Genomic DNA, 12,353 nt, shown 5'->3' with positions numbered 1-12,353 from the left:
GACTGAACATTTCCCAAATTAACGAAGCACTAAGAACCAAGAACCAAAGCACTTACAATGAACAAACCAGAACACCACCTCTTCATCTGCGGCAGCGCCCGCGCCTCGGGCGAGCTCAAGGGAGTTTGCTGCAACAAGGAGTCGATCAATCTCCTCTCCTACGCTCAGGGCGAAGTCCAGGACCGTATGCTCAACGGCGTGGAAATTTCCATGACCGGCTGCCTCAACATGTGCACCAGAGGTCCGGTTGTTATCGATTATCCCAGCGGCCGTTTCTACGAGAAGGCGACTGAAGAGCTGATCGACGAGATCCTCGACGCCATCGAAGACGGCGAAGTCTGCGAAACCAACCTCATCGAAGACTAATCTCGCCATGAAAGTTAAGAACACAACAAGCCCCTACCTGATTGACACAACGCTGCGCGACGGCGAGCAGGCGGCGGGCGTTGTGTTCACTCTGGCCGAGAAGCTGAGCATTGCCCGCATGTTAGCCGCAGCGGGCGTGCCCGAGCTGGAGGTCGGGATCCCGGCGATGGGCGACCGCGAAGTTTCGCACATCGAGATCATCGTCAACGAACAACTGCCGTGCAAAATTTTGACCTGGGGCCGCGCGTCGATGATCGACCTTGCGGCGGCCGCCCGCACCGGCGCGCACGGTTTTCATTTTTCACTGCCGGTCAGTCAGGCGCACCTCAAAGCTTGGAAGAAGAGTAAGGACTGGGTCTTCAAGTCGCTGCACGAGCTGGCGAAAGAAGCCAAGCACCACTTCGAATATTTCTCAGTCGGCGCGCAAGACGCCTCCCGCGCGGACATCGGTTTCCTGAGCGAGTTCTTAAAAGAAGTCGAACTTTGCGGCGCAAAGCGTGTGCGCATCGCCGACACCGTGGGCAAGCTCAACCCGCTGACCACGCTCGAGCTTTTCAAGGCGCTGCGCGACACGACGGACATCGATATCGAGTTCCACGGGCACAACGATCTCAGCATGGCGGTGGGCAACACCGTGAGTGCATTTTTGGGCGGCGCCAATTGCGCCAGCGTCACCGTAAATGGTTTAGGCGAACGGGCCGGCAATGCCGCGCTGGAAGAAGTCGCCATGGCGCTGAAGCATTCGGCGGACATTACCCTGCCGCTCGACTTTAAATACTTCACGGACCTCAGCGAGCGCGTGGCCAATGCATCGGGCCGCCGCCTGCGCCCGGACAAGCCGATCACGGGGGAAGCGAGTTTTTTGCATGAGTCCGGCATCCACTGCCGCGGTCTCATTGAAAACCGCGACACCTACGAAACGGTCTCTCCGGAAGAAGTCGGTCGTGGCGCCACGGAGTTTATCATTGGCCGTCACAGTGGGTCCGCCAGCCTGGCGCATGTTGCCGCTCAAATGGGCATGCCGATTCCGCGCGACATCGCCGAGTCTCTCTTGCCCGAAGTGCGTCGCAAGTCCGAAGAGTTTGGACGGGGGTTGTCTAACCTCGAATTTCGCAACCTGCTGAACGTAACACTTAACCACCTAACCTCGAGGATTGCATGAGCTTTTACATCTATCATCAAGAGGGTGATCGTTACCGCGTAGTAGCTCCGCTGAAGCTAACTAGCTCCAAGGGCGTTCTCGCGAAGTTTCTGCAGTCCAAGCACGAAGAGGACACGCCCTTCACCTGGCAACTTTCTGATGCAAAGTTAATTGAGCTGGCCGCGCCGGAGCTCGACCCGAAGCAGCATGTCATCGCGATTGACATGATGCCGGAAAGCCTCGTCGAAGTCTGCCTCTTCCGCGTGACCTTTATTCAAGGCTCATCGGAATACGACGAAAGCGAAGTCGTCTTGGCGAGCAAGCTTCTGGAGCAGGGCAAGCTTACTACGATGGCTCAGCAATTTAAGAAAGACTTTACCATTACACCTGGTGATCGCACGCGACAGAGCCTCGAAGCCATGCGCCTGACGGGCGGCACGACCCGAGGAAATTATTTCTGGGCCAAGCCCAAAATGGACATCGGCGCGGCCGTGTGTCCCTCCACTCAAAAACCGGCAGAAATGCTAACCAAATAACCAACGAATCTCATGAAACTTACAGTCCTCTACGGAACCGAAACCGGAAATTGCAAAGGCCTCGCCCAAAAGGTGGCGAAGAAGGGCCAAAAGAATGGCGTGGATGTCGATGTCCTGGATCTTGCCGACTACACGGTGGATCAACTGGCCGAAATTGATAACCCCGTGCTCGTGATCATCTCCACCTGGGATGAAGGTGCTCCGCCGCCCAAGTGCGTTCCCTTCGTATCCTCCTTGCTCGAGAGCTCGGCTGATCTTTCCAAAATGAAATACAGCGTGCTCGCCCTCGGCGACAAGGAATACATGCAGTTCTGCGAATGCGGCAAGCAAGTCGACGCGAAGCTCAAGGAGCTGGGCGCCGAGTGCGTGCTCGAGCGCAAGGACCTCGGGGCGGACTACCTGGTCGATTACATCGGCTGGTCCAAGTCCTTCTGGAAGACCATGGCCAAGGTATATGGCGTGGCCGCTTAACTCTCAAAACTTAACCTTTAAACACATACGATCATGAACGCCGCAGTCACCGCCTCGCGGAAAACCGTGGACGCCAATGAGGCGGTTGCCTCCGTGGCTTACCGTCTCAGCGAACTCATCTCCATTTATCCGATCACGCCATCCACGCCGATGGCTGAGCTCTGCGATGAATGGAGCGCCGCCGAAAAACCGAACTTGTGGAATGAGTCCCCGCAGGTTGTCCAAATGCAGAGTGAGGGCGGCGTTGCCGGTTCTTATCATGGCATCTTGATGGGCGGCTGCTTGTCCACGACGTTCACTGCGTCACAGGGCCTGCTGCTCATGATCCCGGTCATGTATAAACTGGCCGGCGAGCTGACGCCCACCGTCATGCACGTCTCGGCGCGCGCTATCGCCACGAATGCGTTGTCGATCTTCGGCGACCACAGTGACGTCATGGCCTGCCGCCAAACCGGCTTTGCGATGCTCGCCTCGAACTCCGTTCAGGAAGCGCAAGACATGGCCGCCATTGCGCACGCTGCGTCGTTGAAAACACGCCTGCCGTTCCTGCATTTCTTCGATGGCTTCCGCACTTCGCACGAGCTGAACTCGATTGAGCCCATCGCCGACGACGTGCTTAAGTCGCTGCTCGACGAAGAATGCCTAGCCGCGTTTTATGATCGCGCCTTAACGCCCGACAAGCCCACCGTTCGCGGCACCGCGCAAAACCCGGACACTTATTTCCAGGCGCGCGAAGCCGTTAACGAATACTACAAGGATGCGCCCGCCATCGTGCAGGAAGTCATGGACGATTTCGCCGCAAAGACCGGCCGCCAATACAACTTGTATGATTACTACGGCCACCCGGAAGCCGAGAGCGTCATCGTCATGATGGGGTCCGGCGTTGAGACCGCCGTGGAGACCTGCAATTACATGAACGAAAAGCTGGGCGCCAAGGTGGGTGTCGTCGCCGTTCGTTTGTATCGTCCGTTTAAGACTCCGGAATTCCTCAAGTGCATGCCGAAAACGGTGAAGAACGTTGCCGTGCTCGACCGCACCAAGGAGCCCGGTTCCATCGGCGAACCGCTTTACCTGGATGTGGCTTTGGCCATGCGCAAGGGCGTGCGCTGCCCGAACCAGTGCCGCGAAATCGATCCGGAAATCGTCGGCGGTCGCTACGGCATCGGCTCAAAGGAATTCACGCCGGCCATGGTCAAGGCGGTTTACGACAACCTGCTCGCCGAGCGCGCCAAGGACCACTTCACCGTGGGTATTCAGGACGACGTCACCGATACGTCGCTGCCCTTGGATGCGAACTGGAAGATCGAATCCGGCAGCGCCAAGGCAGCGATGTTCTTTGGCTTGGGTTCGGATGGCACCGTCGGCGCGAACAAGAACACCATTAAGATCATCGGCGAAGCGACCGACCTGCACACGCAAGCTTACTTCGTTTACGACTCCAAGAAGTCGGGCGGCCTGACCACCTCGCACCTGCGCTTCGGGCCCGACCCGATCAAGGCGCCTTACCTGATCGACCAAGCCGAGTTCATTGCCTGCCATCAGCCACAGTTCCTCGGCCGTGTGGACATGCTCAGCCAGATCAAAGAGGGTGGGGTATTCCTGCTCAACTCGCCGCTCGCGCCGGACGAAGTCTTCTACAAACTCCCCGCCGAAGTTCAGCAAACGCTGATCGAGAAGCGCGTGAAGTTCCACGTGATCGACGCCTACAAGGTCGCGGGTGAGGTTGGCATGGGCCGCCGCATCAACACGATCATGCAGGTCTGCTTCTTCGCGCTGACCGACCTCCTCGACACCGATCAGGCCATCGGCCTGATCAAGGGCGCTATCGAGAAAACTTACGGCCGCAAGGGTCCGAAGATTGTCGAAATGAACTGCGCCGCCGTCGATGGCGCGCTGGCTCATCTGCACTCCGTCGTGGTGCCGCCGATTGCGACTGCCGCGCCGTTCGAAGTTAAGTGGGTGCCCGACGATGCGCCGGACTTCGTACAACGCGTCACCCGCACGCTGCTTGCCGGCCAAGGCGACCAGCTGCCCGTCAGTGCATTCCCCGTGGATGGCACCTGGCCGTCGGCTACCTCGCAATATGAGAAGCGCCGCATCGCCTCGAAGATCCCCGTGTGGGACGCCACGGCTTGCACGCAGTGCAACAAGTGCAGCCTCTTCTGCCCGCACGCCGCGATCCGCCCGAAGGTTTACGACAAGAGCGAGCTCGAAGGGGCGCCCGCCGCATTCCGCAGTACGGACTTCAAGGGACCGAACGCCGGTGGCAAGGGCTTCACGATCCAAGTCTTCCCCGAAGACTGCACCGGTTGCCAAGCCTGCGTCGAACTTTGCCCTGCAAAGGATGCCAATGGCCGCCGCGCAATCGAAATGGAAGACCTGCCGCCGATCCTCGAAGAGGAAAAGCAAAGCCTCGAGTTCTTCCAGAAGATCAACGAGGAAGTCATCGATCCGAAGAAGGCCAGCCCGAAGAGTATTTCTCTGCGCCAGCCGCTGTTTGAATTCTCGGGCGCTTGCTCGGGCTGCACGCAGACTCCCTACATGCGGATTCTCACACAGCTCTTTGGCGACCGCCTGCTCATGGCCAATGCGACCGGTTGTTCCTCGATCTACGGTGGCAACTTGCCCACCACGCCTTACTGCACCGACAAGAATGGTCGCGGTCCGGCATGGGCAAACTCGCTCTTCGAAGACAATGCGGAATTCGGCCTCGGCTTGCACCTGGCTTCCAAGCGCCGCACCGACATGGCCCGCGCCGCACTGAAAGCTTTGCGTGGCAAAGTTGACACCGAACTCTGCGACGCAGTGCTCGAAGGCAAGGGCGACGTGATTACTTTGCGCGGCAAAGTTGAAGAGCTGGGCGAAGCGCTGAAGAGCGTTGATGACCCGATGGCATCCCGCGTCCTGCAGCACCTGGATTACCTCGTGGTGAAGTCCACCTGGATCGTTGGTGGTGACGGGTGGGCCTACGACATCGGCTACGGCGGCTTGGACCACGTTCTCGCCAGCGGCCACAATGTCAACGTGCTCGTGCTCGACACTGAAGTTTACTCCAACACTGGTGGCCAAGCCAGCAAGGCGACGCCGATCGGCGCGCAGGCTAAGTTTGCTGCCGCGGGTAAGGAGATGCCGAAGAAGGACCTTGGCCAGATCGCCATCAGCTACGGCGGCATCTACGTGGCGCAGATCGCACTCGGCGCAAACGAGCAACAAGCGCTCGATGTGCTCCGCGAAGCAGAGAGCTACGACGGGCCGTCGCTGGTCATCGCCTACGGTCCCTGCCTCGCGCACGGTATCGACTTGGCTCACGGCCCGGCCCGCCAGAAGGCCGCAGTGGACACCGGTTACTGGCCGCTGTATCGCTTCGACCCGCGCAACGGCGCCAACGCCTTGCCCAAGATGCGTCTTGATTCGTTCGAACCATCCACGCCGGTTTCCGAATTCATGCAGCAGGAAAACCGCTTCCGCTCACTGCTCCGCTCCGATCCCGAGCGTGCAGGGGCGCTCCTCACCATGGCGCAAACCCAGGTGGACGAGCGTTGGAAGCAGTTGGAGCGGCTAGCCGCAGTTGGAGCCGAAGACGAGGATGACGACGACGATGGTTGGGGGTAATCCATGCCAGGAGCCCCTTACCCCGAACAGTCAGCTAAGCCAAGTGGGCTTGCTCTAAACTTGTGCGATACTTCTCCGTGGCTCATTGCCTCGGAGGAGTTCAACGCCAACCCGACGCCCATTCAAATCGCCGGGGTTCGCACTGCGAACCGCGGCTTTTTCGCTAAGCTTCGTGACACGGACGACCCGCAGCAGCGCGGGCAACTCTTCCACGACTACCTGGCCGTCACCTTTGGGCTGCACCTGTGGGAGCAGTACGCGGGCAAGGCTCGAAGCAGCTTGCGCAACAGCTATTTTCGCTACCTGCGCGGATGGGAAGTGGACAGCAACCGCGAAGCCGCCGCCGTACTTAAGAGCTGGGTGCAAAGTCGTTTCGGCATTGGGCCGACGTATCATCGGGGGCGTTTAACGAACGACCACGATGGCGCCGAGGACGCGCGTTTTGCCTACGACCGGATGAAGGGCTTAGCCATGACCAACGCGATCTACTCGCAACTGGATTTGCTCTATGAATACTGTCAGTATGAGCTCGATCGCCGCTGGCCGGGGCAACTGCACTGGGAGCTCTACCGTGGCACGAACGACCCGGAAGAGCACCCCGTGATCGACCGCCGGGGCAAGCGCGAAAGCTGCGTACGTTTAAACAACCTGGTCTCATTCACCTCGGACCGGGAAAAGGCGTGGGAGTTTGGATCGACCGTTTGGAAGAGTCAGATTCCGTTTTGCAAAATTGTATTTTTTAGCGGTCTTTTGCCGGACAGCTTGCTGAAAGGTGAAGACGAATACCTGGTGATCGGAGGGCATTACTGGGTGAAGGAGTTATTGTTTTAATGCGAGAGGATTGGGAAACGGTGCGCGCCGGGATGCTCGGCCTGTTGGTGGGCGACGCCTGCGGGGTGCCGTATGAGTTTCACTGCGCCGCCGAGATACCGCCGTTCGAGCAAATCGAAATGACGCCGCCCAAAGGATTTTTCCGGAGCTATGAGCACGTGCCGCCGGGCTATTGGTCGGACGACGGCGCGCAGGCGCTTTGTCTGTTTGCCACGATGATGGCTTGCGGCGCCTACCACCGGCATGACTTCGCCAACCGGCTGTTGCGTTGGCGGGACGAAGGCTACATGGCGGTGAAGGGCTACGTGTTCGACATCGGCAACCAGACCAGTGAAGCGCTGCTGCGACTCAAGCGTGGCGCCATCACCTCGGACTCCGGGCTCAAGGGCGCGCGCAACAATGGCAACGGTTCGCTGATGCGCTGCCTGCCGCTGGCGTTGCTGCATGGCGGCAACGACGCGGATCTGGTCACCGACGCGCAACGCCAGTCCCGGCTCACTCACCAGCATGCGCGTTCGCAGATTTGCTGCGCGCTGTATTGCCTGTGGGCGCGTCGCGAGATCGAACGGCACGTGAATCCGTGGGGTAGTGCGGTGGCGACGTTGACGCGTCTTTACCACGACGAGCCGGAGTTTCTGGAAGAGCTCGATCAGCACATCAAACCTTACGACCGGCCCAAATGCCAAGGCTCGGGCTACGTGGTGGATACGCTGCACTCAGTGCGTTGGGCGTGTGAAGGTAGTGACTATACGGAGATCGTTCGCCGCGCGATTTCACTGGGCAACGACACCGACACCACGGCCTGTCTGGCGGGGGGCATTGCGGGTATCCGCTACGGCGTGGCGGGCATTCCGAAGCGCTGGTTGGACCAGTTGCAAGGACAAGATCAGCTAATTACACTGGGCCTTTTGTTGGATGTTTGATCTAATTTTTTATATTAGGTTTAAAATGCTATGATATTATATTATTCTACTAAGAATATTGAGTAAGAAATTCGGTTCATCGCCAATTGCCTCGTGTCTTTGGAATAAGTAACCCCGGACGACTTTAGTGGACAGAGTGAGCTATAGCTTTCTGGCAATTGAACGTTTACTTCGCGATCAGCCGGATTAATCGCAATGAGAATTCTTTCTTCAGGTGTGGATCTTAGAAAAACAAAAGGATATTGTTCTTTCTCCCCGTAGATAACAGTGAAGTTCCCATCCGCTTGTAAGGCTGGATATTGGCGACGCAAAGAAGCCATGGATACTATATGGTTTAACAGAGAGTCTGGATCGCTCACTTCTTGCTCAACATTAGGGCGATTTGTCGCTGGATCTAATGGTAGGTATAGATTCTCCGACGGCGCGGTGGAGAACCCTGCGTTGCGAGTGTTATTCCATTGCATGGGCGTTCTAGATCCTACACGGCCGAATCCGCCTTCTTTTGAAGTCATACCTTTTATATATTTCATGCCGATTTCATCGCCAAAATAGAGATAGGGGATACCGGGCATACTCCATAAGAACGCGTAAATCACTTTCAACTCTTCCGGGGTGCGGTGGCAGCAAATTCGGGTGAGGTCGTGATTCCCAGTGGGCAATGAGATATAGCCAATGTCTTTTGTGGCTTCGAAATGTTCGATATAATGGCGAAGAAAACGAGTGATGTCTCCCTTTCCTTCACGATCAAAAAAACTATGGCCGTATTTCGTTCCTGGCGTTAGAAAGCAATCCCTCTTCTCTTCATCACGAAAAAGCGAATTATAAGCTTCCGTGTTGAAATGGATCATGAAGTCCATGTGAAAGCCCGCTTGTAGTGCATGCTTAGGAAAGGACCATTCTGCAATGAGGACACACTCTGGATACTCTTCGTCAAACATAGACCGTATATTTTGCCATAATGCGATGGTTCCCTTCATTTCGGGATCGGACTTTACGAGCGATGAGGCCATATCGACACGGAAACCATCAGCACCTGCATCCAACCAAAATCGCATGATATTCTTCATCTCTTCACGCAAGCCTACTACATCGGGGTGATTCGTGGGTAATTGCCATGGTTTATTGGGATCGGGTTCTGTAAAACCAAAATTGAGCGCTGGTTGAAAGTGAAAGAAGTTTGGCATGTAAGCGGCATTGCGATTACTGAACCCACGTATCAACGGTGTCTCACTGGTGCTTTCCGTCCAGGCAGAGTCTGTCCAGACATACCAGTTTGAGTATTTGTTGGGCTCTGGCTGAGAAGAAGCTTTGAACCAAGGATGTTCGATTGATGTATGTCCTGCAACGAGATCCAAGGTGACCTTCATGTCACGTTTATGCGCTTCAATAAAGAGTTTCTCCAGGTCTTCGTTGGAGCCATAACGAGGGTCTACGGTTCGATAATCACTCACATCATAGCCAGCATCGGCAAAAGGAGACACGAAACAAGGGTTAAGCCAGATAGCGTTACATCCGATAGATTTGATGTAATCGAGTTTCTGAATGACGCCCGGGATATCTCCAATTCCGTCGCCGTCGGTATCCAGAAAACTTTGGGGGTAGATCTCGTAAAAAATTGCATTCTTAAGCCAAGCGGGTCCCTGTTTCATATTATCTTTTGTTAGTGGTGTCTCAATGGAATCAATGGCACATCATTGGCCTAGCGTTATATGATGCTATCAAGCGGTTGTGATGAGTTTAGTTTTTGCCCGGATCACGTTGGTGAAACTAAACTCCAAGTATGGTGAGTAAGAAATCGGCCCTCTATGATGTGCGATCATTAGGGTTGACTGCATGAAATTGTTTTGGGTGTTGCTAGGGCCAGCAATGAGTTTTGGGCTTAATATAAAGTTAGTGCAGTTCTGCTTCTACTTTATATTAAGTTATTGCTCTCTTGCACTGTGTATGCTCTTAATCAAATCTGCTGCCCTAGTGTTTTTACTAGGTGCACCGTATTGTTTAAACTCCTAGGAACTTATTCATCAAAACTACTCCAAATATGAAAAAGACGACGACTCTTGCCTCTGCATTTTTTGCATTCACCGTTTGCTCTAATGCAGCTGTTATCTTGAACGAAACATTCGACAATGCTAACGGCTTTACTAAGGCCGATGGCAGTGGCATTAATTCTTTCGATATGGATAGTGTAGCTTCATCTCCAGACTATATTGGTCTTGCCGGAGCCAATCCAGATTTTGATCAGAGCGGCACGGAATCAAATCCAGTTGGGCTCGATGATTGGTTGGCAGTGGATGGAGTCACTCCCTTAGCAGATGATAATACTTTTTTTGCAGGAGAGGATCTGGATGCGATCAAAGGGGAACATTACGACAACGACCTTATCATTCCCTACACACTTACGTGGTCTAACATTGATATCGCTGATTACACCAATATCCAGTTTTCTGGTCAACTTGGCAGCACTACCAATGTGACGGCTACCGATTACCTTACGATCGAGTATCGAATAGATGATGCAACCGATTGGTCTACATTGTTGGATTTTCAGGGCAATGCGAACTCTCCCGGTGTTATGGGCCTAGTCGGAGGAACTGCCGGTGTCGACGATTTGGGTACGACGCTCAAGACTTTCACCACAATTGTAAGCGGAACGGGCAGCAGCATGGACCTGCGCATATCGATTGATGGATATACGGGGGGAGCGGAAGCCTTTGCTGCAGATAATTTTATTCTTACAGGCACTACAATTCCTGAGCCTGGCACATACGCGATCCTGGTTAGCCTGCTGAGTCTCGGTGTCGTTTTGGTGCGGCGTCGCAAATAAGCTAAGTATTTTTTCCTTTTTACGCCTTAGTTTGGGAGCTTCCTTCCTAAACCGCCAATATGCGTGTTGAGTGAATGACGCGTGTAGCTTTTCTTAGATGATTTAGATGAAGATATCGAGTTTTCTTACCGCGATGTGTTGTTTGCTGGGATTAACGAAGGCCCTCTGTGGCCAGCCAGCGACTCAGGCAATTGCCCCGCCAAATATTATCTACATTCTTGCTGATGATCTTGGTTACGGTGATCTAAGCTTTCTTGGGCAAGAGAAATTTGAGACGCCCAACATCGACCGTTTAAGGGAAAATGGGATGTTCTTCACTCAGCACTATTCGGGTAGCACTGTGTGTGCGCCTTCTCGCTCCTCACTGATGACGGGGCAGCATACTGGCCACACATATGTCCGCGGAAATTACGAGCTAGAACCAGAGGGGCAGTTGCCGATTCCAGAGGAGACAGTTTTGATTCCTGAGATGTTGAAAGAGGCAGGGTATGTCAGTGGCGCTTTTGGTAAATGGGGACTGGGCTATCCAGGGTCTGAAGGAGATCCATTACACCAAGGATTTGACGTTTTCTATGGCTATAATTGCCAGCGTCTCGGGCACAACTACTATCCTTATCACCTCTGGTCGAATGAGCAGAAAGTGATGCTAGATGCGAATGCGGGAAGAGAAAAGGGTGCTTACGCACCCGATTTAATTCATGAGCAAACGCTTCAGTTTATCGAAGAGCATCAGCATCAGCCATTCTTTCTTTATGTTGCTTCGATTATACCCCATGCCGAATTGGCTGCGCCAGAAGCTTACATGTCTAAATTCCGTGGACAGTTTGAAGAGCCCAAAGCTTTCAAGGGATACACCGGTCCACATTATCGACGTGGGGGGTATGAAGCACAAGCCGAACCGCGCACGGCATTTGCGGCTATGATTACCTTGCTCGATGATCAGGTGGGTGAGATCGTTGCATTAACCGAGGAACTAGGAATTGCCGGTAATACACTCATCATTTTTACCTCGGACAACGGCGCGCATAAGGCGGGTGGGGCTGATCCTAAATTCTTCAATAGCAACGGTCCATTTCGAGGTTACAAGCGTGACTTGTACGAAGGTGGCATCCATACTCCGATGATCGCCTATTGGCCCGGGACCATTGCTCCGGGGGCTGAATCGGATCACATTTCCGCGTTTTGGGACATGGCGCCAACGTTTAATGAATTAGCCGGAGTTGCGATTCCAGTGGATACAGATGGTATCTCAATAGCGCCTACTCTTTTAGGTAAAGGGAAGCAGGCAACGCATCCATATCTTTATTGGGAGTTCCATGAAAGCAATGGACGTGTGGCCGTACGCATGGGCAAGTGGAAGGGGGTTCGTTATGGAGTCCTCAATAACTCGAATGCCCCAATACAGTTATTTAACCTGGATGTAGATCCCGGTGAGCAGATTGATGTAGCGGCGAAGCATCCTGATATCGTTAAGGAGATCGGAGATATTATGGAAAACGCTCGGACTGAATCAGATGTCTTCCTGTTCGAAGAACAGACAAATAGCTAACAAGACCGATATCCGTTTCGCCTCGCTCCTCCGAAAGTTTTTTGCTCAGAAGCGAGCTCAATCGGCTACGCCTTGCGCTGCTTTCAATTCCCTCTCCACC

Annotated in this window: 10 protein-coding genes; 9 read left to right on the top strand and 1 reads right to left on the bottom strand. The window is 54.4% G+C overall.

Annotation, left to right across the window (positions count from 1 at the left end; all coding sequences use genetic code 11):
• Positions 1–57 precede the first annotated feature (57 nt).
• Genes RBB63_RS11860 through RBB63_RS11830 form a run of 7 tightly spaced genes read left to right on the top strand, consistent with a single transcriptional unit; the run spans position 58 to position 7,880 of the window.
• On the top strand, positions 58–366 hold the full coding sequence (locus RBB63_RS11860; protein WP_309384447.1) for a (2Fe-2S) ferredoxin domain-containing protein: 309 nt from the start codon (positions 58–60) through the stop codon (positions 364–366).
• A gap of 7 nt (positions 367–373) precedes the next feature.
• Positions 374–1,528 (top strand): homocitrate synthase/isopropylmalate synthase family protein, encoded by a 1,155-nt coding sequence (locus RBB63_RS11855; RefSeq protein WP_309384445.1) that lies wholly within the window; start codon positions 374–376, stop codon positions 1,526–1,528.
• The gene (locus RBB63_RS11850) at positions 1,525–2,043 is read left to right on the top strand and encodes a hypothetical protein (protein WP_309384443.1); all 519 of its coding nucleotides are present in this window, start codon (positions 1,525–1,527) and stop codon (positions 2,041–2,043) included. Before RBB63_RS11855 ends, RBB63_RS11850 begins: the two co-directional genes overlap by 4 nt.
• A 12-nt stretch (positions 2,044–2,055) precedes the next feature.
• Positions 2,056–2,514, top strand: a complete 459-nt coding sequence (locus tag RBB63_RS11845; RefSeq protein WP_309384441.1) for a flavodoxin domain-containing protein — start codon at positions 2,056–2,058, stop codon at positions 2,512–2,514.
• 33 nt (positions 2,515–2,547) lie between these two features.
• The gene (nifJ, locus tag RBB63_RS11840; RefSeq protein ID WP_309384439.1) at positions 2,548–6,126 is read left to right on the top strand and encodes a pyruvate:ferredoxin (flavodoxin) oxidoreductase; all 3,579 of its coding nucleotides are present in this window, start codon (positions 2,548–2,550) and stop codon (positions 6,124–6,126) included.
• Positions 6,127–6,129: 3 nt separating this feature from the next.
• Entirely contained in the window at positions 6,130–6,957 is an 828-nt protein-coding gene (locus tag RBB63_RS11835; RefSeq protein ID WP_309384437.1) for an NAD(+)--dinitrogen-reductase ADP-D-ribosyltransferase, read from the top strand.
• Positions 6,957–7,880, top strand: a complete 924-nt coding sequence (locus tag RBB63_RS11830) for an ADP-ribosylglycohydrolase family protein (protein WP_309384435.1) — start codon at positions 6,957–6,959, stop codon at positions 7,878–7,880. The genes RBB63_RS11835 and RBB63_RS11830 overlap by 1 nt, the downstream gene beginning before the upstream one ends.
• A 41-nt stretch (positions 7,881–7,921) precedes the next feature.
• Here the strand turns inward: RBB63_RS11830 and RBB63_RS11825 are convergent, their stop codons facing one another.
• Positions 7,922–9,529, bottom strand: coding sequence for an alpha-amylase family glycosyl hydrolase (locus RBB63_RS11825; protein ID WP_309384433.1), 1,608 nt, complete (start codon positions 9,527–9,529; stop codon positions 7,922–7,924).
• 389 nt (positions 9,530–9,918) lie between these two features.
• On the opposite strand from RBB63_RS11825, the gene RBB63_RS11820 reads away from it, so the two are divergent.
• Positions 9,919–10,704, top strand: a complete 786-nt coding sequence (locus RBB63_RS11820) for a PEP-CTERM sorting domain-containing protein (protein ID WP_309384431.1) — start codon at positions 9,919–9,921, stop codon at positions 10,702–10,704.
• Positions 10,705–10,810: 106 nt separating this feature from the next.
• Positions 10,811–12,253: an arylsulfatase gene (locus tag RBB63_RS11815; protein WP_309384430.1), complete on the top strand. Its 1,443-nt coding sequence runs from the start codon at positions 10,811–10,813 to the stop codon at positions 12,251–12,253.
• Positions 12,254–12,353 lie beyond the last annotated feature (100 nt).

This window comes from Cerasicoccus frondis (genome assembly GCA_031296915.1).
GTDB classification, from domain to species: Bacteria; Verrucomicrobiota; Verrucomicrobiia; order Opitutales; family Cerasicoccaceae; genus Cerasicoccus; species Cerasicoccus frondis.
Note: the sequence above shows the minus strand (reverse complement) of the source record. Positions and strands in the feature narration are given on the sequence as shown.

Bases quoted from the DNA above. Each gene is read 5' to 3' on its own strand.
- RBB63_RS11860 (WP_309384447.1), top strand. From the start codon at position 58: ATGAACAAACCAGAACACCACCTCTTCATCTGCGGCAGCGCCCGCGCC.
- RBB63_RS11855 (WP_309384445.1), top strand. From the start codon at position 374: ATGAAAGTTAAGAACACAACAAGCCCCTACCTGATTGACACAACGCTG.
- RBB63_RS11850 (WP_309384443.1), top strand. From the start codon at position 1,525: ATGAGCTTTTACATCTATCATCAAGAGGGTGATCGTTACCGCGTAGTA.
- RBB63_RS11845 (WP_309384441.1), top strand. From the start codon at position 2,056: ATGAAACTTACAGTCCTCTACGGAACCGAAACCGGAAATTGCAAAGGC.
- nifJ (WP_309384439.1), top strand. From the start codon at position 2,548: ATGAACGCCGCAGTCACCGCCTCGCGGAAAACCGTGGACGCCAATGAG.
- RBB63_RS11835 (WP_309384437.1), top strand. From the start codon at position 6,130: ATGCCAGGAGCCCCTTACCCCGAACAGTCAGCTAAGCCAAGTGGGCTT.
- RBB63_RS11830 (WP_309384435.1), top strand. From the start codon at position 6,957: ATGCGAGAGGATTGGGAAACGGTGCGCGCCGGGATGCTCGGCCTGTTG.
- RBB63_RS11825 (WP_309384433.1), bottom strand. From the start codon at position 9,529: ATGAAACAGGGACCCGCTTGGCTTAAGAATGCAATTTTTTACGAGATC.
- RBB63_RS11820 (WP_309384431.1), top strand. From the start codon at position 9,919: ATGAAAAAGACGACGACTCTTGCCTCTGCATTTTTTGCATTCACCGTT.
- RBB63_RS11815 (WP_309384430.1), top strand. From the start codon at position 10,811: ATGAAGATATCGAGTTTTCTTACCGCGATGTGTTGTTTGCTGGGATTA.